At 61.3% G+C, this 23,094-nt stretch carries 18 protein-coding genes and 1 tRNA gene; 9 read left to right on the top strand and 10 right to left on the bottom strand.

The window, feature by feature from the left end:
• Position 1: 1 nt before the first annotated feature.
• On the bottom strand, positions 2-931 hold the full coding sequence (locus HHL09_RS09105) for a CvfB family protein (protein ID WP_205761009.1): 930 nt from the start codon (positions 929-931) through the stop codon (positions 2-4).
• A gap of 15 nt (positions 932-946) precedes the next feature.
• On the opposite strand from HHL09_RS09105, the gene HHL09_RS09110 reads away from it, so the two are divergent.
• Positions 947-2,368 carry an SGNH/GDSL hydrolase family protein gene (locus tag HHL09_RS09110; protein WP_169454246.1) on the top strand — a complete coding sequence of 474 codons (1,422 nt, stop codon included), beginning with the start codon at positions 947-949 and terminating at the stop codon, positions 2,366-2,368.
• Positions 2,369-2,374: 6 nt separating this feature from the next.
• On the opposite strand, the gene HHL09_RS09115 is transcribed toward HHL09_RS09110, so the two are convergent.
• From HHL09_RS09115 to HHL09_RS09125, 3 genes are all read right to left on the bottom strand, one after another.
• The gene (locus HHL09_RS09115; RefSeq protein ID WP_169454247.1) at positions 2,375-2,938 is read right to left on the bottom strand and encodes a plasmid pRiA4b ORF-3 family protein; all 564 of its coding nucleotides are present in this window, start codon (positions 2,936-2,938) and stop codon (positions 2,375-2,377) included.
• 49 nt (positions 2,939-2,987) lie between these two features.
• Complete coding sequence (locus HHL09_RS09120; RefSeq protein ID WP_169454248.1) at positions 2,988-7,922, bottom strand: PVC-type heme-binding CxxCH protein; 4,935 nt, start codon at positions 7,920-7,922, stop codon at positions 2,988-2,990.
• Between the two features lie 91 nt (positions 7,923-8,013).
• A complete protein-coding gene (locus HHL09_RS09125; protein WP_169454249.1) occupies positions 8,014-8,859 on the bottom strand; it encodes an AraC family transcriptional regulator in 846 nt (281 codons plus the stop codon).
• Positions 8,860-9,030: 171 nt separating this feature from the next.
• Between HHL09_RS09125 and HHL09_RS09130 the strand changes: the two genes are divergently transcribed.
• Complete coding sequence (locus HHL09_RS09130; RefSeq protein ID WP_169454250.1) at positions 9,031-9,486, top strand: cupin domain-containing protein; 456 nt, start codon at positions 9,031-9,033, stop codon at positions 9,484-9,486.
• 461 nt (positions 9,487-9,947) lie between these two features.
• Here HHL09_RS09130 and HHL09_RS09135 read toward each other — a convergent pair whose 3' ends face one another.
• The gene (locus HHL09_RS09135; RefSeq protein WP_169454251.1) at positions 9,948-11,261 is read right to left on the bottom strand and encodes a homoserine dehydrogenase; all 1,314 of its coding nucleotides are present in this window, start codon (positions 11,259-11,261) and stop codon (positions 9,948-9,950) included.
• Between the two features lie 47 nt (positions 11,262-11,308).
• Positions 11,309-11,572 (bottom strand): hypothetical protein, encoded by a 264-nt coding sequence (locus tag HHL09_RS09140; RefSeq protein ID WP_169452444.1) that lies wholly within the window; start codon positions 11,570-11,572, stop codon positions 11,309-11,311.
• 61 nt (positions 11,573-11,633) lie between these two features.
• Here HHL09_RS09140 and HHL09_RS09145 point away from each other — a divergent pair, with 61 nt between their 5' ends.
• From HHL09_RS09145 to HHL09_RS09155, 3 genes are all read left to right on the top strand, one after another.
• Positions 11,634-13,037: an OmpA family protein gene (locus HHL09_RS09145; RefSeq protein ID WP_169454252.1), complete on the top strand. Its 1,404-nt coding sequence runs from the start codon at positions 11,634-11,636 to the stop codon at positions 13,035-13,037.
• 72 nt (positions 13,038-13,109) lie between these two features.
• A complete protein-coding gene (locus tag HHL09_RS09150; RefSeq protein ID WP_169454253.1) occupies positions 13,110-13,913 on the top strand; it encodes an HAD family hydrolase in 804 nt (267 codons plus the stop codon).
• A gap of 11 nt (positions 13,914-13,924) precedes the next feature.
• Entirely contained in the window at positions 13,925-14,551 is a 627-nt protein-coding gene (locus tag HHL09_RS09155; RefSeq protein ID WP_169454254.1) for a hypothetical protein, read from the top strand.
• A 32-nt stretch (positions 14,552-14,583) separates the two neighbouring features.
• On the opposite strand, the gene HHL09_RS09160 is transcribed toward HHL09_RS09155, so the two are convergent.
• From HHL09_RS09160 to glpK, 3 genes are read right to left on the bottom strand one after another with little or no spacing between them, the layout of a single operon-like run.
• The gene (locus HHL09_RS09160) at positions 14,584-15,180 is read right to left on the bottom strand and encodes a trimeric intracellular cation channel family protein (protein ID WP_169454255.1); all 597 of its coding nucleotides are present in this window, start codon (positions 15,178-15,180) and stop codon (positions 14,584-14,586) included.
• A gap of 32 nt (positions 15,181-15,212) precedes the next feature.
• The gene (locus HHL09_RS09165) at positions 15,213-16,763 is read right to left on the bottom strand and encodes a glycerol-3-phosphate dehydrogenase/oxidase (RefSeq protein ID WP_169454256.1); all 1,551 of its coding nucleotides are present in this window, start codon (positions 16,761-16,763) and stop codon (positions 15,213-15,215) included.
• Positions 16,760-18,238, bottom strand: coding sequence for a glycerol kinase GlpK (gene glpK, locus HHL09_RS09170; protein WP_169454257.1), 1,479 nt, complete (start codon positions 18,236-18,238; stop codon positions 16,760-16,762). The genes HHL09_RS09165 and glpK overlap by 4 nt, the downstream gene beginning before the upstream one ends.
• Before the next feature lie 97 nt (positions 18,239-18,335).
• On the opposite strand from glpK, the gene HHL09_RS09175 reads away from it, so the two are divergent.
• Together HHL09_RS09175 and HHL09_RS09180 are read left to right on the top strand one after the other, a co-directional pair.
• Entirely contained in the window at positions 18,336-20,054 is a 1,719-nt protein-coding gene (locus HHL09_RS09175) for an ABC transporter ATP-binding protein (protein WP_169454258.1), read from the top strand.
• Between the two features lie 25 nt (positions 20,055-20,079).
• Complete coding sequence (locus HHL09_RS09180) at positions 20,080-20,379, top strand: hypothetical protein (protein WP_169454259.1); 300 nt, start codon at positions 20,080-20,082, stop codon at positions 20,377-20,379.
• Between the two features lie 101 nt (positions 20,380-20,480).
• Here the strand turns inward: HHL09_RS09180 and HHL09_RS09185 are convergent, their stop codons facing one another.
• Entirely contained in the window at positions 20,481-21,470 is a 990-nt protein-coding gene (locus HHL09_RS09185; protein WP_169454260.1) for a hypothetical protein, read from the bottom strand.
• A gap of 172 nt (positions 21,471-21,642) precedes the next feature.
• Between HHL09_RS09185 and HHL09_RS09190 the strand changes: the two genes are divergently transcribed.
• Both HHL09_RS09190 and HHL09_RS09195 read left to right on the top strand, forming a co-directional pair.
• Positions 21,643-21,717, top strand: a tRNA-Gly gene (locus HHL09_RS09190).
• 125 nt (positions 21,718-21,842) lie between these two features.
• Positions 21,843-23,072 (top strand): tyrosine-type recombinase/integrase, encoded by a 1,230-nt coding sequence (locus HHL09_RS09195; protein ID WP_169454261.1) that lies wholly within the window; start codon positions 21,843-21,845, stop codon positions 23,070-23,072.
• Positions 23,073-23,094 lie beyond the last annotated feature (22 nt).

Here is a 23,094-nt window from a genome sequence, read left to right on the forward strand (position 1 = left end):
GTCATTCAGTGAGGCGGATGCCATCATCGCCGATGCTGATCTTCCGCTTCTTGAAGAGCGCACCGGTCGCCTGCTTGAAGGCTTTCTTACTCACTCCGAGCACCTGGTGAATGGCCTCGGCCGGGCTGGAATCATTCAAGCCCATGAAGCCTCCACGCTTCTTCAGCTCATCCTCGATGCGGCTTTCGAGGTCGTTGATCTTCGCGCGACCGGGGGGATAGAGGGAAAGGTCCACTTTCCCATCGGGCCGGACCTGCACGACGTAGCCCTTGGTCTTTTCCCCGGCACGCAGTCGGCGGAAGACTTCGTTCGCAAAAAGCACGCCACTGTGCCGGCCTTCGATGATCGCCTTGTAGCCTAGTTCAGTCTTGCCGTAGAGCATCAGGTCCACCTCCTGGCCTTCCTCATACTTCGGCAGGGTCTTGTTGAGGTACTTGTTCAGCCGGCGGGTGGCGACGATGCGACCGCTGGCTTCATCCACATGCACATGGACGACGTAGGACTTGCCGACCTCCAAGCGTTCCTTCTGCTCGCGGAATGGCAGAAGGAGGTCCTTTGGCAGGCCCCAGTCAAGGAAGGCTCCCACGGCGTTGATCGAAAGCACTTCAAGGTAAGCGAATTCGCCGGGCATCACCTTCGGGCGTTTCATCGTCGCCACAGGACGATCCTCGGAGTCGTGGTAGAGGAAGACATCGACTTCGCCGCCGATATTCCATTTCACCGGCATCTCGCGGCGCGGCAACAGCACTTCCCCCAACTCGTCCCCGGCATCGAGGAAGAGTCCGAAGGGTTGTTCGCGCAGGATCGTCAGGGTGGCGCGCTCGCCGATATTCGCCATGCGGGAAAGGGTCGGGCAAAAGCGCCGTGACGTCCATGACGATTCCACCGCGATTCCGCGCAGCGCGGCAGGCTGGACTCCCTGCTTCGACACGCTATGAATGCCGCCATGAAACTCCCCCTTCTCCCTTTGTTTCTGGCCCTGCAGGGGCCTCTGCTAGCCGCCGAGCAGATCGTGACTCTCGGAGACTCCCTGACCTTCGCCTACGAAGGTGAATTCGGCTTCAAGAAGAACGTCTTGGGCACCGTTTATGGGGACGGGATGCCGAACACGGTCCGGAATTGGATCGAGACGCTTTCTTCTACGAACTATAGAAACGCCTATTTCGACCAAGGCGCGCGCAAGAACCTCACGCTTCAGTTCGGACTCGGCTCCATCTTCTTCCGCAATGAGTACAACTGGGCCATCCCCGGCCTCAAGGTCGATGCCATGCGGCGCTTCGTATTGGGAGAGGCTACCTTCACGGAACTACTGGCGGAAAGCGATGACTTCGAAGCGGTCGTTACCGCTTTGGATTTCTCCAATTTCAGCGACGCGACTCATTTCAACCATGCGGAGATGGTGAATCAGATCACCAGCAGTGCGGAGCGCCTGGTGTTTTTCATCGGGGGCAATGACGTCCGCGGAATTTACGGGACGGTCTACAACGGCGGTTCGGCCGGCACCTTCGCTGATGACTTTATCAATGACGCAGATGCAATCCTCGACCGGATCCGCACGCTGAATCCAAACATTCCCATCGTGGTGGTCGCCGTGCCACACATCGGGATCACGCCCGACATCAAGTCCACCTCGCCAACGGATCCGGTGAAAACGCCACGCGTGACGGCGCTGCTGGCGGATCTCAATGCGCGTCTGAAGACAGTGGCTGACGAGCATGGTGCGGGATTCGCTGACATCTTCACGCCGACGCTTCCGCTGCTGGGTTCCGGCTCCTACGGTATCCATGGCATTCCGTTCAACAACTCGGGGTCCAAAACCGGAGATCTCAACTACATTTGGCTCAATGGCCAATTGAGCGCGAACTTCCACCCGAACACGAACATGCAGCTCGAGATCGCGAACATCATCGTTCGCGCTTTCAACAATCGCTACGGAAGCGAGGTCGCCCCGCTCTCTGCGACCGAGATGTTGGTAACAGCGCTGCAGAAAACATCCACGCAGGCCAACATGAACTTCGCTTCCTGGATGACCGGCTTCGGACTGACCGGAGGCTTGGAGAATTCCGATGCCGATGGCGACGGCATTCCGGCGGGAGTGGAGTTTGCCACGGGCTTGAATCCGAACATCCAAGATGCCGACCTGATCCGCACCTCGCTGGTATCGGGAGGCAGCCAGCTGCAACTGGCGTATCCGAAGCGCTTGCCAAGCTCGGCTTTCTTCACGCTGCAGGCAGCCAGCTCGACTTCGCTGGTGCCACCCTTCACTCCCGTAGCTTCCACGGCAGGAGCAGACGGCCTCAACCGGGCGACGATTCCGAGCGGAGGCGGCAGGGGCTTCCTGCGCTTAGAAGCGACGGTCGCCCCTTGAAGGATATCAGCGCAGCTTGCGCTTCTTCGGATTGCGCTTCTTGCCGCCGAAGACCACTTCTTTGATATCGAAAGCTTCGGGGTCGTATTCGCCGCGATACCAGCCGATCTGGCCTTGGAGGGCTTCCATGTATTGGAAGACCCCGCCGAAATCTTCGGGCGGACAGGCGCGGGCTCCATCGATCATGATCGGGCCTTCGAGATCGCTGTCCTCCTTTTTCTCCAGCACCACTTCGTGGATCCAATCTTCCGCGAAGTCGTAGCGATAGAGGAGCCGCAGGGGCAGGCGCTTCTTGCCGATGAAGTCGGTGAGGGTGACCTTCAGCTCGTCTTGGAACTCGCCGCCGACGGGCACTTGGTCGGCGAGGCCGACCGGACCGATCACGTCCTTCAAATTCTTGCCGGAGCCGTGACGGAACTCATGCGGATGCTTGTTCTCCCAGCCCATCGCATCCTGGATGGCGTCATTGAGCTGGAGGAAGTTAAAGGAAGCAGGCACCGAGAACTTCCGCCAGATCTGCGGCGTGATCCGGTAGAGGAAAACTTTGACGGTGATGCGCGGCGAGGACATGGCCGGAGGCTAGGGCCGGACCTCGCCGCGAAGCAAACCGCAAGTTCTCTCACTTTCCGCCTGCCCACTTCACGGAATTCGCGAGCAGCTTCCGGAAATCCGGGAGGCGGTGCGCGGCTTCATCGTGGCCGGGGGCGATGTTCACGATCCGGGACTTCGGATGGGCGGTGATCCAGACGGAGGCGTGCTTCTTGCCGGTCTGGCCGGAAACGGAGGTCTCGATCAGGGTCTCGACCTTTGCGCCGGGTTCGAAGTTGATCTGGTACAGCTCGTCCCGGATTTTGAACTCCTTCGAGAGACCGGCGACGACGGGGTGCTGCGGCTTGATCACGGTGAGGCCGAATTCGCCGAGGGGATCATGAGCGCGCGAACCGCCGCCGACGTAGGTAGTGTTGTAGGCCGGCCAGTCGGGCCAGTTGTACCAAGTGGCCGGGTGCAGCAGCACGAGGCCGCCGCCGCGGGCGACGAAGGCCTCAAAGGCCTTCCGGAAGACTTCGCTCTTCGCATAGGCGCCATCGTTCGAGCTGAAGAGGAAGACATCGGCATTCGGGAGTTGTGCCGCAGCTTCATCGGGCAGGCTGGTGTAAGCGGTCATGAGGCCACCGGCTTCCTTCAGGATAGCCTGGTCTTCGCGTTCATACCACTGACCGAAGTCATGAGAGCTACCACCGCCGGCCATCAGCACGCGCAAGGTACCGGCCTGGGCTTTCTCCGGCAGGCTGGCGGAAGCTTTCTCCGCAGGGCCACCATCGGCTGGCGGCGCGGCCATGGCACCTTCCTTGTTCGGAGACTCCAGGGTGATCGCGGCAATCATCGGGGCGGCCTGACGATCGGCGCTGGTGATGACCAGCTTCTCGATCACGGCGGAGGGCTTCTTCAGATCGCGCCACAGGTAACGCATCTGGCCGCGGCGGGTCAGATCGGTCCATGCGGAGCCGGGAACATCCACGCGATTGAAGTGGTCGGCGAAGTCGATGCCATTTCGGAAGACGAGGTCCTCCGTGCTGCCATCCGCGTAGCGCACGGCGATCTTCACGAGCGGATCGTGATCATTTGCGACCGGGTAACCCCAGCCGGCCACGGCACCGAGAAGGTGGAGGCGTCCGGCGGCAAGGTTCACCGGGATCTCGACCTGCTTCGGCATGGTCTGGCTGAAGACCTCGGGACCCATGCCACCTTTTAGGACGATCACGTTCTTGCCGCTGGCGGTGCTGGACGGATCCGGCAGGTGAAAGGGAACGCCACGTTCTTCGATCAGGCCATACTTCTTGATGCTAACCTTATCGACCTCTGCATCCTGCGAGAGATAGACGCCACGGCTGCCATCGGCAGTCGCCGCGGAACCGAAGGAGACGGTGTGGTAGCGCTGCTCACCGGAGCGGAGGTAGGCGACCAGGTTACGGAGGGTTTCCGCGCCGAGGCCTTCGAAGCCTTCCGGCATGAGCGACTTCCCGGTGTTCGTCTGGCTGGTGATCTTCGCACGCGGAATCTCGGTTTCACCGGCGGCGTTCTTCAGGAAAAGGCTGCCTGCGGTTTCACGGCTGATAAAGCCGGAAACGGTCTGGCCATCGGAGGTGGTGACATTCCATACGTGATAGCTCGGCTCGACCTCGCGATTCGGATCGACGATGTGGCTCAATAGGATCTCGGTACCGTGAACCCCCATGCCTTCAAGCACCGGGCCAATCAGAGCGCCTTCGTCGTTGAACTTGTGGCAGACGGCACAGGCGGCATAGGCGAGCTTACCGGCTTCGACATTGCCGGGCTTGTTCACTTCCGGCAGGAGGCGGGCGATGATGGCATCCTTCGCTTCATTCGCACCGCGCAGCTTCGCGAGCAAAGGAGCGGCGTGTTTCTTCACAGTAGCATCCGGGTGATCGGCGAGACGCGGCAAGACGGTGGTGCCGACGATGGTCAGCGAGACCTCTTCCTTGTCCAAGGCATCGATCAGCGCGATCGCGGAAGCAGGGCGAGTCAGCAGGCCTTCGACCACGCGGGCCTTCTCTTCCGCAGGAAGCGAGGGAAGTGCGGCAATCAGAATCGCGGGCGCATCCTTCGAGGCATTTGCGGAAAGCACGTCGATCAGCGGGCGGCGAAGGTCCCCGGGGCTTGCGACGCCTTCCTTCAGGGCCTTCGCGAGATCGGGGGTGAACTGCGGCAAGGCAGCCAGGGATGTCAGCACCACGCCATCTGCGGGAGCGGCGGCAAGAATCGCGCCGACTGCGGATGGAAGCTTCGCGGCAATCTGGTCCGCAGGCCAGGCACTCACGGCGAGGGGAAGGGCGGCCGCGGCGATGCGAGGCTGCTTGTTTGCCGAGAGCCGGACAAAGACGGCTTCGAGCTGCGGGCTGCGCGGCAAGTCGCCCTTGCGAAGGGAAGCCAGCGATGAAAGCACGATGTCCGTGGCACCGCCCTCGGCAGATTCCATTGCACCGATCATGGCAGCGAGCTTCGCGGCATCCGCACGGGAGCCATCGATCAGAAGCGCGATGAGAGGCGAGTGCTTGGCAGGCTCCGCGGACTTCAAGGCAGCAGCAAGGACCTCGGGGGCATTGTTGCGGGCGAGGCGGGCCACTGCGGCGCGGGTCCAGCGGTCGGTTGACTTCGCATCGATCTCCACCAAGGCGCTGGCCGGAACCACGGCGTCCTTCGGCAGGGATGCGATCCAGTGAAGCCGCACGCGGGCGTCTTCTTCCTTCTCCACGCCGCGGGCGACAGTCGCGATGACATTCGCGGTCACCAGCTTCGGATAAGCTTCGTAAACGCGGGCAGCGGTGATGCGGACGGAGACCGAGTCATCGCCGAGAGCAGCGATCAATTCTTTCTCAGACAGCAGGCCTGCAGCAGCACGCACCCAGAGCGAATGGATCTTCGCCACGCCCTGTGCATTCTCCAGCTTCACGGCGGCGGCGCGAACATCACCCTCCTCGATCAGGCGCTGGGCCCGATAGCGGATCTCGCGGTTCGGGTGGCTCAACGCGGCAACGCGGCCTTCAAGGGTGGAGAGGTCGATTTTCGGCAGTGCCACCGACTGCTTGTGCTCGTAGCGATGGATGCGGCCAAAGAAGTGATCGCGGTCCGGACGTGCAGCCTGGTTATACCAGAGGTGAATGGGCCCACGCGGGTCGTTATGAAGGATCGCCTGGTTGTAGAAATCGATCACGTAGAGCTGGCCATCCGGCCCGATGCGCGTGTCGATGGGGCGGCTCCAAAAATCGCGGGTGGCGGAGAATTCCTCCTCGCGGGTCTTCTCGGCGGAGTAGGTCACGCCTTCGTTCTTCAGAGCTTCGTGGTGGATGATGTGCACCGTCGGCTCCGCGGTGAAGTAACCGAGGGTCCACTCTTTCGGCCAAGCACCCCCCTCATAGACGGCGGCACCACAGGCGGCGGTGAAAGAGCCGATGACATCGTTCGGCTGATTCTCCACGATCTCTTCCCAAGACATCAGGGGCTTCACCGGACGGAGGTGAACCATCACCTGCCAGGAAGGCTCAGAGCCAAGGCCACCTTCCGCCATGAGGCGGTCCGAGACCGGCACGTGCATCACGAGATCGCCCGAAGTCGGCTGGGTGAAGAACATCTCGCCATCCGAGGTCATGTCCACGCCCCAGCAGTTGCCCGCCTTCGCGCTGACCATCTCGATCTTCGAGCCATCCGGGCGGAAACGAACCACGCCGGAGCCAATGCCGCCGAAGTTCACGGAGCCATCGGCGGAGGTCACCTTTGGCGAACCTGCGTAGCCGTGCGTGGCATAGACCCAGCCATCAAGTCCCCAGCGCAGGTTATTCAGCACCGCGTGGCGGTCCGAGGTACCGAGGCCACGATAGAGCACCTCGCGCTTGTCCGCTTTGCCATCGCCATCGGTATCGCGGATGAAAAGCACTTCCGGCGGCTGTGAGGCGATCACGCCATCGCGATAGAAACAGAAGCTGGTGGCGAGATCGAGGTCATCCGCGAAGACGTGCTTCTTATCCATTACGCCATCGCCGTCGGTGTCCTCGATCCAAGAAATCTTGTCGCGGCCCGGGCGAGTCACCGCCGGCGGCTTCGGGAAGGGGGTGTCGCGCTGCCACATGGAAAGCATCGACTCCGGGCCACCGCCTTCGCGGCCTTCCGGATACTCCACGCTTTCGACCACCCACATGCGGCCTTTCGCATCCCAATCGATATTGAGCGGCTTCGAGATGAGCGGCTCAGCAGCAACGAGGCCGACCTTGAAATCCGGGTGCACCTGCATCGATTCGACCGACTTCAGCGGTGCAAGCGGCCCGCCGACCGGATAGGTAAGGGTCGCCAGATCTTCCTTCGTCGAAAGCTCATCAACATTCTTGGCACCTGCGGCCCAGGCCAGCGAGCGGCGGAGCATCGTGCGGATGGCCGAGTGCGCCCGCGTTTCCTCATTCTGTCCCGGGACAAAGAAAACGACGCGGCCCTTTCCGCGCTCTGCGGTCCAGATCATCGGCGAGACACCGTAGATGTAGGGCTGGGGCTCGGTGCCTTTCAGGTGCTTCTTGTTCGGCGTCCACGTCGTTGCGAGGACGTTGGTGGTCTGCGGCAGATCGAAGCCGTAGAGCATTTCGTCACTGACATCGAAGTTCGAGATACCACCGGTGACCGGGTGCTGATTTCCCGGCGGGGTGAAGAAGAGCGGCACTTGACCGGTCCAGCCCTGGATGTTTCCCCGTACCCATCCGGAGGCGGCGATGGCATCGTGGACAAGCACCACGCCGCCGCCTTTTTCGACGAAATCTTCAATCGCCTGCCTTTGCGCGGCGGTCCATGGCTCGCGACCGGTGAGCAGGACCACCCCACCCTTCTTCAGGTCATCGGCGGTGGGAAAGGCGCTGCCGTCCTTCGCTCCTTCGACGATCCCGGCAGCGCCCTGGGCGTAGATGGGAAAGGAAGCGGCGCTGGCGGGTGAAGCCAAGAGCATCCCGCCTAACAAAAGCGGGACGAGCGAACTGCGTAGGGTTCCGGGTTTCATGGGTCGCGGGAAGCGGACGTGCATTCCCCTTCTACCGCAGATCCCGGCGACTTCCTAGCCGTGTTGGCAATCGCGATAAGGGATTGTGGATTTACCTCCGGTGCTCCGAAGGGCGCCACCCGATCCACTTTTTGAAGGTATTCGAGAAAGTGTGGGGGTTCATGTAGCCGATCTGGCGGGTGATCGACTCCACCTTGTCGTCGGTGGTGGAGAGGAGATGGCGGGCCCGCTGCATGCGCAGGAAGGTGACATGCTGCATGGGGCTGCGGCCCAATTCGTCGCGGCAGAGGCGGCGCAGGTGCTCCTTGCAAACGCAGGCGCGGGCGGCGAGCTCCTCCAAGGTCCAAGGATGATCGAGCGATTTTTCCACGGCATCCCAGAGCTTCCAGAGGCGGGCATCCGCCTGATGCGGCTGGGCAAAGCGCAGGACGTAGGAATGGATCAGCTCGGTCCAGAGGTGGAGATTGGCGGGGGTATTCAGGCCGGCGCACTCGGCGTGGAGCCCGGAAATCGCGTGAAAGAGCGGCTGGGGATCGTAGGATCCGAGCACCGGAGAGCCGGCGGAAACGATGGGATTTGACTCCCGGGATTCGAGGTAGCGGACCCAGCACATGCGCCATGGCATGCGGCCCGTGGTCTTCATCGCATTCGTGACGAAGGGGGGCAGCAGGCAGGCCTGTCCGGCAGAAACCTGGCGCCACTGGCCGTCCGCCAGCACCATCCCGCTGCCTTCATAGCACGCCAGCATGAAGGTGCCGGATTGATCCGGGCGCAGCATCTGGAAGTCTTGGGGAGCCTCCATGAGCCCGACGTGGGCGATGTGATGCTGGGTCAGCAACTGGCAGACCGGCTGTTCATTCAGCCACTCCCGGTTGTCGGATTGGTCCGCACGCACGACCTGGGTGCGGATGGGTTCGACGGCAGCGAGAACAGACATCGTCCGGACCCTAGATGAAAATCCGGGCGGATCAAGCGGATGAAATGTGCATTTCAGATATTTCGATTTGCTCTTGCTGGACTTGCGACCGGCCGATCGACCATGAAGAGTGCAATTCAGATAGCTGGCGCAGGCCGGACACCCGTTTTTCAACCGACATTTTCCGAACCCATGAGCAACGCTTCCAGACGCTTCGTCCAAGCTGGCGAAGGCATCAAAGAAACCAACGCGTGGACCTACAACGAGTGGCTGTGCCGCCCGGATCTCGTCCCCGCGGAGAAGCTGCTGATGGTACGAGCGACAATGCCGCCGGGGCATTGCCACCCTTTCCACCTGCACCCACATCGGGAAGAAATCATCCATGTCGTCGAAGGGCGTGCGGAGCAGTGGGTGGGCGATGAATACCGGATCCTTGGACCTGGGGAGATCGCACACCTGCCGGCGGGGGTAGTGCATGCGACCTACAATCCCTTTGAGGAGACGCTGGTTTTCCACGCGATTCTCTCGCCTGCGATTTTGCCTGATGGAGAAGAAGCGGCTGCGGAGGACCCGAAGGATGTCTCCGGCGAAGCCCCTTGGGCGTCGATGCGAGACGGAATGACGCCGTGCAGGATGCTGGGGGATTGAGCCGCCGGCGGAGGCTCAGTTTTTCCGCCTGTTATGCCTGTTAAAACAGGGAAAATAACAGGCGGGTGGAGGGAGAAATCACCCATCGCCAATCTGCCAATCATCAACCGAAGTGCGCTTCGCGGGGATGAAGGCGGGAGGATCGATGCGCGGACGAGGGGCATGTTTGCCCTGATATTCGTAAATGCGGGGGCGGGTTTCTACTGCCACGGTCGGCTCAAATGGAGATGACGGAACTTAGAGGCCTCCCGGCTCCCCTTCAGGGTGCGATACCTTGGCCGTGAAGACCCAGGGTTGCGCGCTACGCGCTTACCCTGGGCTATCTCCCTGTCGCCCCGTTGGGGCTTTAGGAGGGAGCGTGTTGTGCGGTTACCCTGAGCTATCTCCCGGTCGCCCCGTCGGGGCTTTAGAGATCGCGGTTACGGACTTGCTTAAGGAGGGACCATCTTTCCCGCCACCTTTCAGAGCTTCTCGATGCGGAAGACGACAGGCTTGCTGTTGATGCAATCGAGGGCCTCGATCTTGTCGAGGGTGTCTTGCAGCAGGCCGAAGCGGCAGGTGTGGAGCAGGAAGACCATGTCGAGGAATTCGGCATCCGGTTGGTCGGGCTTCACCGGAGAGTGGGTGCCGGAGATGCCAATGCCTGCATCTGCAAGGACGCGCGCGACCTCGGCGATGACGCCGGGGCGGTCGGTGACGTCGAAGCGGACGTAATAGGCGGTTTCCGTGTCTTCCACGGGGAGCAACACGCCGCTTTCGCGATAGGGCAGGAAGCCGCGGTGGCCAGTAGCCTGGCGCAGGGAACGAGCAGCTTCAACGAGGTCCGCGACAACTGAAGAAGCGGTCGGGTCCTGGCCAGCGCCGCGACCGTAGAAGAGAGATTCGCCCGCGGCATCACCGTGGACGGCGACGGCATTGAAGACGCCGTGGACGCTGGCGAGGATGTGGCTCTTCGGGATGAAAGAAGGCTGGACCCGCAATTCCACGGAGCAATCCGGATGCTCCCGCACCACGGCAAGGAGCTTCACGACATAACCGAGACGGGTCGCGAAATCGATGTCGATCGGACGGACCTGCTCGATGCCGGCGACGTGGACCTTCGCGGGATCGATCGGGAAACCGTAGGCCAGAGTGGCCAGCAGGATCGCCTTGTGGGCGGCGTCCCAGCCATTCACGTCGAGGGCGGGATCCGCCTCCGCATAGCCGAGTGCCTGAGCTTCGCCAAGGGAGGCGGGGAACTCCAACCCGGCGGTGGTCATCCGCTCGAGGATGTAGTTCGAGGTGCCGTTGATGATCCCGGTGATCGAATGGATGCGGTTGCCAATGAAGGACTCCTGAACCGTCTTGATGATCGGGATGCCACCGGCGACCGCGGCTTCGAAATGGATCGGGGTGTCGTGTTCCTTGGAAAGAGCGAAGAGCTCCACACCGCGCTCGGCAAGGAGGGCCTTGTTCCCGGTGACGACGGGCTTCCGCGCCTTCAGGGCTGCGGCCACGATGTCGAAGGCGTCCGTGGTGCCGCCGATCAGCTCGACGACGATGTCCACGGAGGGATCCGCCACCAGCTCCTGCCAGGATGTGGTGAGCTTTTCGATCGGCAGATTGACGGGACGGACTTTCGCCACGTCACGGACAAGCACTTTCGCGACTTCCAGCTTCACCTGTCCGCCGGTGCGGTCGCAGATGAGGTTCGAGTTGCGTTCAAGTGCCAGAACAACGCCGGAACCCACGGTTCCGAGTCCGGCGAGGCCGATGCCAAGAGAAGAGCAATTCACGGCGGGACTCTCTGTCCCCACCGCCTAGCGGGAAAGCGCAAAGAAGGTCACTCGGGAGCATTTTCCGCGGCCAGCCAATCTCCCAACTGATCGCCGTGCTCGCCCTTTTCGACCCGGGATCGATAGTTCAGATAGGCCGCCTTGGCGAGGTCCCGTGGCGGCTGTGCGGCAGCTTTCTTGCCCGCAGGAGCTTTTTTCGCTGCCTTTTTGGCGGCCTTCTTCGCGGGAACCTCTGCGGCGGCTTTCTTGGCCACCTTCTTCGCAGCTTTTTTGGCAGACATCGCACCGTAGTCGAGCAGTCGAGGTGCCAAGCGGCAAGTTGTTCCGCAAGGCGGTGATTGTCAGCGGGGGGCTCCGGCGTATAGTCCGCCCGTGGACCACGGCTACTCATGGCGCGAATCCCGCGACTCCAGGCCGCTGCGACTTCCCGGACCCGATAACATGGGTTGGTGGGTAGCTGCGGCGTTCTTCATCGCGGTGATCCTGCACGTGGCCGCATTCTTCGCGCTGGGTCACATCAAGATCGGGACGGGTATTTTCCCATCCAGTGACGAAATCTCCACGGAGCGGGTTTCGGTTCGCGATGTCGATATCACTCCGACGGAAGAGGCGGTGATGGAGCCGGAACCGGCGGAAAAGCCAGCGCCAGACAAGGCCACGCTGCTGGAAGAAATCGACATGCTCGACAAGCTTCCGGAGAACACGGAGATGGAGATCAAGCCGGATCTGAGTGACCCGGAATTCGCCGTGCGCCTTGAAAACCCAGCAATCAAGGGCAATCCGGAAGGCATCGTGGTGGATCCAGCCGCAGGTTTCGATCTCGATACGGCCCTTCCGGAACTCGGTCGCTCCGAAGATCCGCCGCCGATCGCGGCAGATGCGCAGATGATCGTCGATCCCGGTGCCAGCATCGCGGACGATACCAACCTCGATCGCTTCGCCCAAGACCTCCTGAAGAAGGGGGCCGGGGGAGTTTCCGACGTGGGCACTCTGGACGGCATGGTCACCCTCGACGACATGGTGGGGCTTTCCGCCGACGTGCTGGTGGGCAAGAAGACAATGCTGCCCAGCGACTTGCTCTTCGAATACGACAGCGCGGTCCTGCGCGAGAGCGCGAAGGTGGGGATGATGAAACTGGCCCTGATCGTGGAGCGAAATCCGAAGCTTTATTGCTGGATCGAGGGTTATTCCGACCTTTTTGGTGGAGATGCTTACAATCAGGACCTTTCACGGCGTCGCGCCGGGGCCGTGCGCGAGTATCTGGTGAACACGCTGCATCTGAATGGCGATCGCATCGTGCCGCGGGGCCACGGAAAAGCCCGGCCGCTGGTGAGTGCCGGGAGCGTGGAGGAACAAGCTCCGAACCGCCGCGTGGAAATCCGGATGCGGCGGACTCCTCCGCCTGCGGAGAAAGTGGTGGTGACGGAGAAGGCACAGGCGCCCGCCCCGCCGAAAGAGACCCCGGCTCCGGCCCCCTCCCCTGCTCCCGCTCCTCCGCCGAAGGACCCGGTGGTGGTGAAGCCGATGAGGGCCCTGCCTGTCGTGGAGGATGCTCCCAAGGCGAAGCCCATCACCAAGGACAACTCCCGCATGCGCCCGCTCGAGGAGCAGAGCCCGCGGGCACGCCCGATTCAGGAGAATCCGCCGAAGGCACAGCGCGTCGAGGAGGAGCCTCCGAAGGCAAAGTCCGTGGAAGAAGAAGAGGAGGCTCCACGCGCCCAAGGGGTGGAGGAAGAGCCTGAGGCACCGCCGGCCCGTGCGGTGCCGGTGGAGTAAGTGTCACCATCTTCGCTGCTGCCGGATGGGGTGGCAGCTTGACCCGCGGCGCGTGGCCGCTATGCCGGGGTCATGAAGCCGCTCGAATCACCCGCCACACCGGGGGCCATCCTGTCCTTTGATTTCGACGGCACGCTCTACAGTCCGGCCGAGCACCCGCCGGTGAGCCTGCGGCTTTTCCAAACCCTGGAGCGCCTGCGCCAGGAACGGGGAGCGCTATGGGGAATCAACACGGGGCGATCGATCGGTCACGTGGTGGAGGGCTTGGTGGATGCGCGCTTTCCTTTCACCCCGGACTGGGTGGTGGCGCGAGAGCGCGAGATCTGGCTGCCGACAAGCTTGGGCAGGTGGACGCCTTTTGATTCGTGGAATTCCGCGTGCGAACGCGAGCAGGGAGAGTTTTTCAAGGAGGTGCGCGGGATCCTAGCCACGATCCGCCACGAGGTGGAGGAGCACACTGGGGCTACGTGGATCGAGCAACCGGGCGATCCCGCGGGTCTGGTGGCCCGCACGGATGAGGAGATGGCGTGGATCGTCAGCCGCATCGAACTGCACGCCGCGGCGGAGCCGATGCTCGGCTGGCAGCGCAACTCGATCTGGCTGCGCTTCGGCCACAAGAAGTACCAGAAGGGTAGTAGCTTGGCGGAAGTGGCGCGGAACTTCGGATTGAGCCCGGCGCAAACCTTTGCGATTGGGGACAGCCACAATGACTTCGAGATGCTGAGCCCGGATGTTTCCGGAATGTTTGCGTGCCCGGCGAATGCGGTGCCGGAGATCCGCGAGCACGTGCTGAAGGGAGGCGGGCACGCGTGCCTGCTGCCGCACAGCGAGGGCTGCGTGGAGGCGCTGGAGCATTTCTTCGGGACCGGAAGCTAACAAGGGACACCATGGGCATCGATAACCGGATCGCGGTCAGCTTCACGACATTGCCTCAAGAGTTCACCGGCCATCTGATCACGCAGTTGGTCGCGGCCATGAAGAGCTTTGGTTTCGTATCTGGAGGACGCACCTTCCACGAAATCCGATCCGACAAAGCCCTGCTGATCGAGTTTCCATTTCCAGAAGGAATCGACGTCATCCATGCCCCCCTCGAACGACTCTGGGATTTCGTCACGAAGTACAAGCGTATTTCGTTAGGTTTCTCGCGAGATTTTACCAGTTACGGTTGGGACGACGACCTCGAACTTTCGCCTCTCGTTCAAACGTGGTGGTTTAGCTTCTACTTCAAAGATCCGGCCAACGTGTTTGATTCGGTGACGCTGTGGACGGAAGCTGCAGCTTTTTACCCGCCGACCGATAGCGCTCCCGACAATTTCGATAACAGCCTCATTCGATTGGTTGAAAGGGTCGCAGAGGTCTTGCACGGTTTTTTCAGCTCCTCCCGGACCTACGGGTATGCGGAACCCAAACATGGGGAACTGGAGGACCCTACCGTCTTTCTGATCTCAGCTGGCGAAACTCGCCGGGTATCCGATTGTGATCCCGGATGGATCGAACCGATCAAGAAACTCTAGCCAAAGCAGGCCGATCATCTCCCCGGCGCGGGTCAGCCGGTCGATTGATGGATGGCATAGCGGATCGCGAGCAGGCGGATCACGACGACCAGGGTAGAGGTGATGCCGAGCACGACGCCTTCGTGTAGCCCTAGGCGATCCAGCCCGAGCAGGGCGAGGCCGCCGATAATGCAGGCGGTGGCATAGATTTCCTTTCGCAGGACGAGAGGGATTTCATTCCGCAGGACATCGCGCAAGAGGCCGCCGAAGGTGGCGCTGATGACGCCGAGCGCCAGGCAAGCCCACCAAGGCAGGCCGTGTGCTTGGGAGATGCGGATGCCGGTAACAGTGAAGAGGCCGAGGCCCAAGGCATCGACGACAGAGACCGCGCGTCTCATTTTCCTCCACCACTCCGAGCCAGCCAAAGCAATCACGGTGCCGCCCGCGGCGAGGCCGAAGGTCATGGGGTTCTTCAGGAACTGCGGCGGGACATCCCCGATCAAGACGCTGCGCAGGAGTCCGCCACCGGCACCGGTGACGAAGGCCATGACGAACATGCCGAACCAATCCATCTCCTTTTCCCGCGCTGCGATGGCGCCGGAAACGCAGAAGACGAGGGTGCCGACCGTTTCCCAGACGTAGTGGATCACGAGGCCATGCTAACAGGATGCCGGGAGAAACATCAACCCGTGGCGGAAGGATCTCCGAAGACGTAGCCACGCGCGAGGGTCTCGTAGTTGCGGGTCTGTTCGCGCGCCCACGCTTCGTCCCTGCCAAGTTCTTCGGCAAGGATATCCGCGACCTTGGCCGAGGCCCCGATGCTGGCGCGGGCATTCAGCAGGAGGCAGCGACTGCGGCGGGCGAGGACATCCTCGACCGTGCGGGCCATCTCCTTTCGCGCATGCCAGCGGACTTCGGCGACGGTGAGCGGAAGGGAGGGATGGACCTCGTCCGCATCTCCGATTTCCCGGATGGCTGGCGCATCAGAGCCATAGGGCCACAACGGATCCGTGGTCATTTCGGCTGCACCATGGATCGGGAGATGAGTGGTGCGGCAAGGAACGGGATCGAGGCCGGCTACTTCTTCTGCGCGATTGATGACGTCTTCCGCCATACGGCGATAGGTGGTCCACTTGCCGCCGGTGATGGTGATGAGCCCGCTTTTTCCGATGAGTATGGTGTGATCCCGGGAAAGGCTGGCAGTGTTCGTAGCATCGCCGCTTTTGACAAGAGGACGGAGCCCGGCGAAGACACTGAGCACATCGTCCGGCTTCGGGTCACGCGTGAGGTAGCGTGCGGCGTGGGTCATGAGGAAATCAATCTCCTCCGGGAGGGCGCGGGGTTCGAGGCTTTTCAAGGGGCGGGGCGTATCGGTGGTGCCCACGACGACGCAATCGTGCCACGGCACGGCGAAGAGGACCCGGCCATCCGCGGTCTTTGGGATCATGATGGCGGAGTCGCCGGGCAGGAAGCCCTTCGGCAGCACGAGATGGATGCCTTGGCTTACGGCGACCAGTTCCTCATCCAAGCGTTCGTCTTCCTGGCGGAGGTGATCGACGAAGATGCCGGTCGCATTGATCACGCAACTGGCGCGGAGGACAAAGCTGCGACCGCTTTCCACGTCCTGGACCTCGATGCCCGCGACGCGTCCCCGCTCCTTCACGAGATGAGAACAGCGGAGGTGGTTGGCGAGCTTCGCGCCGAGATCCGCCGCCGTCATCGCAAGATGGATCGCGAGGCGCGAGTCATCAAACTGGCCATCGTGATAGATCACGCCACCCGTAAGCCCTTCAGGCTCGATGGTGGGGATTTTTTCCAGCGTCTCTTCCTTGGAGAGGATATGACTGGCACCGAGGCCGAGCGTTCCAGCCAAGCCATCGTAAACCTTCATGCCGACGCCGTAGAAGGGGCCTTCCCACCATTTGTAGGTGGGGATGACAAAGGCGAGATTCCGAACCAGATGCGGGGCATTGCGCGCCATGCGTCCGCGCTCGTGCAGGGCCTCCATGACGAGGGAGACATTACCCTGCTTCAAATAGCGCACGCCTCCGTGCACAAGCTTTGTCGAGCGTGAGGATGTGCCTTTCGCGAAGTCGGCTTGCTCGACGAGTGCCACGCGGTGGCCTCGCGAAGCCGCATCACCCGCTGCACCGAGCCCGGTCGCCCCGCCACCCACGATGCAGATGTCGAAGGACTCGGATTGGAGTGCGGAAAGATGCTCGTCTCGATTCATGACTCCCATGCTTTGGCGCGTTCGACGGCGCGTCTCCATCCGGCTTCGAGTTGCTCCATTTCTTGTCGAGGTCGTGAAGGATGAAACTCGCGGTCGATCTCGTGGTGTCTTGCCAGTTCCTCTTTGCCCTCCCAGAAGCCGACTCCCAGCCCGGCGAGATAGGCTGCTCCGGCTGCGGTGCTTTCCACGTCCTTCGGGCGGATCACATTCACGCCTAACAGATCCGCCTGGAACTGCATGAGGAGATCGCTACGCACGGCACCGCCATCGACGCGGAGCTCCTTGAGAGGGATGCCGCTGTCTTTCACCATGCACTCGGCAAGCTCCGCGCTTTGAAAGGCGATCGACTCCAAGGCGGCACGGCAGAAATGGGCGCGATTGGTCCCGCGGGTCATGCCGAAGGCCGCGCCGCGGGCATAGGGGTCCCAATGCGGTGCCCCAAGACCGGTGAAGGCAGGAACGAGATACAAGCCACCGCTGTCCGGCACGGTCGCCGCCAAGGCATTGCACTCCTCTGCGGTGCGAATGAGTTGCAACTCATCACGCAGCCACTGGACGACCGCACCACCGACAAAGACGGATCCCTCCAAGGCATACTCGGTCTTTCCACCGATCCGCCATGCGATGGTGGTGAGCAGATTATTCTGCGAAGCGACGGCCTCGCTACCGGTATTCATCAGCATGAAGCAGCCGGTGCCGTAGGTGTTCTTCGCCATGCCGGAAGAAAAGCATCCCTGGCCGAAGAGGGCGGCATGCTGATCCCCCGCGATGCCGGAGATGGGAATGCCTTCGCTGGATTCGCCGAAGATGCCGCTGCTGTCCTTGACTTCCGGAAGGATCGAGCGGGGAATTTCCAGAATCTCCAACAGTTCGTCATCCCAATCACCTCGATGGATATCGTAGAGCAAAGTGCGCGAAGCGTTGGTGGCATCGGTGGCATGCACGGTGCGGCCGCTCAGGCGCCAAAGCAGCCAGGTATCGACGGTGCCAAACATCAGTTTCCCCTGCTCCGCCAGCTTCCGTGAGCCGTCCACGTGATCGAGGATCCAACGGATTTTTGTGGCGGAGAAATAGGGATCCAGCCTCAGGCCGGTCTTGCGGGTGAAGAGATCTTCCACGCCTTCCGCCTTCAGGGAGGCGCAAAAATCCGCGGTCCGGCGGTCTTGCCAGACGATCGCGGGGTAGACCGGCTTTCCGGTTTCGCGTTCCCAAAGCAGGGTGGTTTCCCGCTGATTGGTGATGCCGATGGCGGCGATGTCCGCGGGCAAAAGGTCCGCTTTCCCGAGAGTTTCGATCGCGGTGGACCACTGGCTGGCCCAGATCGCCAAGGGGTCATGCTCGACCCAGCCGGGACGCGGGTAATGCTGGGGGAACTCCCGCTGGCTGGAGGCAACGGCGCGCCCCTCCTGATCGAAGACGACAGCTCGCGACGAGGTCGTTCCTTGATCGAGGGCAAGGATATGGGTTCTCGGCATAACAGGGAGAGCTTTCCCTCATTGCTAACACGGGATCGCAAAAGCGCGAAGCATCTTCCTTGCATCATTGCCATTCCGGGCGCTCCTTACTGGCAGCATGGCCATCCTGAAGCGCGTCTTTGCCCTGGCTCTCAAATACCCCTGGCGGGCATCGATCTCGCTGCTCATGGCAGTCGCCTGCACGGTGCTGGTGCTGGTGCTTCCCACCGTGACCCAGATATTGGTGGACGAGGTGATGAAAAACCGCCGTGCAGACCTGCTCTTCAAGACGGCGTCGCTCGGCATCGGTGCGATTTTCCTGAGACAGCTGCTCTTCACGCTGCGGACTTACGGGAACAATGCGCTGGAGCAGCGGCTGATCCATGACCTCCGGAGCAAGCTCTACGACAAGCTGCAGCGCTTGCCGATCAAGTGGTTCGACTCGAACTCCTCCGGCGAGATCATGTCGCGCGTGGCGAGCGACGTGCCCTCCACCGACAGGGTGATTGTTGAAACCATCGACCAGGCGATTCCTGCGGTGCTGCAGTTCCTGATCATGGCCGGCTGGATGTTCTACAACAGCTGGGAACTCGCCCTCGTGACCCTGGCACCGCTGCCGATCATCGGGCTGATCACCACGATTTATTCGCGGGTGGCGGAGCCGCGGTGGCGGGAATCCTCCGAAGCTTCCGCGGCGCTCAATGCCTTGCTTCACGACAACCTGGCGGGCATCCGGCAGATCAAGGCCTACACCGTGGAGCCGGAAGCGCTCAATCGCTTCGACGAGGCGAGCCGGCACGTCGGCGAAAAGCACATGCGGGTCATGAAGGGCCAGGCCGTGGTGTGGCCGGGCGTGTCCCTGCTCGCGGAGTCCGGCATCATCCTGATGCTGGGCTGCGGTGCCTGGTGGGTGCTGCAGGGAAAGATGACCGAAGGCACGCCGCTGGCTTTCCTGGTCGCCTGGGGCTTTCTCTTCGATCCGATCTCGCGGATCAACAACCTCACGCAGCTCTATCTCGGCGGGAAGGTGGCAGCGAAGCGCGTCTTCGATATCCTGGACCTGCCTGATGAAACGAATCTCACCGAGGGTGCTCGTCCTGCGGAATTCAAAGGCCGCGTGGTTTTCGACAATGCCGGTTTCTCCTACGATCCCGATTCCCCTGCCGTGCGTGGTGTTTCGATCGTCGCGGAGCCGGGCATGACCGTGGCACTGGTGGGACCGACGGGCGCAGGCAAATCGACCGTCCTGAATCTTCTTACGCGTTTTTACGAAACCGATCAGGGGAGCATCTTACTCGACGGATATCCGATCGAGTCGCTTTCGAAAGAATGGCTGCGCGACCACACCGGCTATGTCACGCAGGAGAGCTTTCTTTTCAATACAACGCTGCGCGACAACCTGAAGCTCGCAAAACCGGACGCGACCGACGACGAAATCTGGGCAGCGCTCGACAATGCAAATGCTTCTCCTTTTGTGCGTGAATTGCCGGAGATGCTTGATACCGTCGCGGGTGAACGTGGGGTCCGGTTCTCCGGAGGCGAGAAGCAACGCCTCTCAATCGCGCGGGCCTTGCTGAAAAATCCGCCCCTACTTTTGTTAGACGAGGCCACATCCGCCTTGGACAATGAAACGGAACGCTTGGTCCAGCAGGCGCTGGAAACGCTGCGCTCCGACCGCACCTCCTTTGTCATCGCCCACCGCCTTTCCACCGTGAGGAATGCCGACCTCATCTGCGTGCTTGAGGACGGCAAACTGGTGGAAAGCGGGAAGCATGATGAACTGTTAGCAAGAGGCGGCTTGTATTCGCGGCTATGCGAAGCTTCCATTCGCGAATAAACCTCTCCACGATTGCTGCCCGCACATGGAAACCGTCCTGCAACTTCCCGATTCCGAAGATCCCTGCACCGTAAAAGAAGTCGTCGATGCCCTCCGCAAGGAGAAGCTTTTCCCGCGCCACGAGTCGAAGAACTGGGGCGACTGGATCCACTTCGAAGGTCACCGCACCGTGATCAGCATCGAGTCGATGCGCGGCCTGACGAGCTCCGCCACCATCGAACACTCGGAAGACGAGAGCGAGGAACTCACGCCTGCCATCCTGCGCGCCTTCGGTCGCCTCAACTGGGTCGGCATTGGCGAAGACGGTGAGTATCCGCTCGATTGAGCGTCCCGGATGAGGGGCGCCCCGCGCCCCGCTTCGAAAACTTCCCCCCGCCCTTGTCGCGGGATGCCAAAGTGCGCGGCCATCTCGCCGCGCTTTTTTCTTCATTCCCGCGTGAGCCTGCAGGCCACGACATTCGCAAAGGGAACATCCTTTACCGGAAGGAAGGTCCAGACACCGGGCTTCACCGGTGCCGCCAATTGAAAGCGTGCGGTGGGCTTCTTCTTTGAAGGAGCTTCCACATCCCATTCGATCCGCAGATTGTCCTCTTGGCCGGCGAAATAGCCATCCAGCGAAAGCCCTTCGTGGATCTCGGCAGCATCGCCATCGACCATTGCCATCTCGACTTCCAGCGAGTGCCACATCGAGCGTTCGCCGGTGCGCGCGCGGAAGCCGCAGTCTTTCCAAAGCTTCGCCTTGCCGACCAACCACTCTAGAGCCTTGTCGCGATTCTCCGGTGCAGCTTGGTTGATTTTCTCGATGTCGGCGTCGTTGGCTTGGAACCAGCGCATTTCCACTTTCACGCAATCCCAGTTGCCCCCACCGCCCTGCCGCTTGGGATCGCCCGGCGCGGTTACCTCCGGAAACTGCCAGAGCATGAAGGTATCCTTTCCATCATTCCACCAGGCACGCTCGCGCCACACCCCGGATTTGATGACGGCCATGTTTCCCATCACCCCCCAGCTCAAGTAAGTCTGCCCTTTTCCTGACAAGGCGATCTCCGCTTCGAGACTATCCGCGGTGAGCGTGCCGAACTTTCCGCCCTCGACCGCGGCGACAACGCCGAGTTCCTTCATGATCTGGCCGCCTGCCTTCAACGAGCCTGTGATCTTCGTCATCTTCACGGACTCCATGCGCCATGGATTCGTCTCGGTGAAATCGCCAAGTACGGTCATGCCCCGCTTCGCCAACGTATCGATCGTCATCGACTTCGTAGAATGAAGTGGATCCGCCAATGCCTTCCGCAGCTCCGCCGCCTCCTTCGGAGCCGCCTTGATGGCAACCAATCGCATCGAATCTTCCGCTTTTGCGGACGCCCCGAGGAGCAATGCCGCAGCGGAAACGAGTGAAAGCAGGGGATTGAAGGGTTTCATGACCAGAAATCTCTGCCCCGGCCCATCACGAGGCGGAAGACTTAAATTCAAAAGGTTGCGTCCTCTGACAAGTGGAGGACGGGCAGGAAAAATCACGCAGATGAAGAAGCATGCAAATTTTCTCTTGCGGGTCGGTTCTGCACGTGTAGAAACCGCGCACGCGTTTCGCGACGCGGGCGTAGCTCAGTGGTAGAGCGCCACCTTGCCAAGGTGGATGTCGTGAGTTCGAATCTCATCGCCCGCTCCATTCATTTCCAAGAACTTGGCCAGCTTATGCTGGCCATTTTCGTTTTGGCCTGCGCCCGAATAGCGCCCGAATGCGCCTTTAAACTGCTCGCATTGGCGCTCGTTCTCAGCCCATCTGGCTTTCTAATGGCACGACGAGCAAGGCTTCTACCCAAGTTCGACCACGGACGGCAGCAGTGGGTCCTTAACGTCCCTCCGGGTCTATCGGATACGGGAGCGAGGCAACGGGTCTACTTCCCCCGTGGAGCTGAACAAGACGCAGTTGCCTACGCCGACCAGCTCAAGCAGGCGAACGAGAACCTGAAGGAGTTAGCAAAGCATGTGCGGCCGGAATTGATGCGGGCTGCCGTGAAGTGGGAGCCGGTGGTCATCGAGCTTGGCTTCCGCGATCTGGATCACTTCTGCGCAACCAAGGTCGCCGAGTTGGAGAAAGCCTCCGCAGCACCGACGCTCGCCAGCCTTTTGGATGCTTTCCAAGCCGATCATTCCAAGAACTGGTCCTCTCAATACCTTGGCAAGCGCTGGAAGCCTTTTCGCAGTCGCTTGGATGAGATCGAAGATCTGCGGATATCGCAGATGGATCAGGCGTTCTGGCGAGACTGGTTGAAGAAATGGAAGGAGACCTCGAAGCCCGGTCCTACCACCTACAACCAGCAGCTCGGCGGCATCCGCTCCATTTTCGAACTGGCAGCGGCCAAACGGGTGCATCCCATCAATCCTCTCGACGATCTGCCAGGCGCGAAGGAACGCAAGGGAGAGGTTCCCGTGTCCACACCTGAGGAGGTCCAGCGACTGCTAGATGTAGCATGGAAGCACGACCGCGAAATGGTCCCCTACTTTGTCACCTGCTATTTCGCAGGCCTACGACCTGATTCCGAAGCCAAACGCGTTCACTTCGAGCACTTCGACTGGAATGAGGGGCACCTCAAGGTCGGCATCACGAAGACCGACGGCAATCCAAACCGATACGTGCAGATTGAGGACACCTTAAAGGCTTGGATGCGACCATGGCTGAAAAAGAAGGGATCGATCATCCCTGACAACTTCGCGAAACGCCGACGTCGTCTGATTTACGGCTTCTACACCACACCGAACGCGACCTTCGGCGACGAAACCAAGTGGAAAGCGCTCGTTCCTTGGGGTCACGATATCACCCGCCACTCTTACGGCTCCTACTGGGAGGCGGCTCACCGCGGGAAACCGGGCTGCAAGGAGACCCTTGCGGCCAACATGGGTCACGTCGATTTCAAGACGTTCGACCGCTACTACAAGAATGCGCGATCGCGGGCTGAGGGCAAAGCCTACTGGGAAATCCAGCCTCCCGAGCAAAAGGAGAACGTTATCGCGATCGCGTAGGAGCCTCGCGTTGACGCCCGTG

It is taken from the genome of Luteolibacter luteus (assembly GCF_012913485.1).
GTDB lineage: Bacteria > Verrucomicrobiota > Verrucomicrobiia > Verrucomicrobiales > Akkermansiaceae > Haloferula > Haloferula lutea.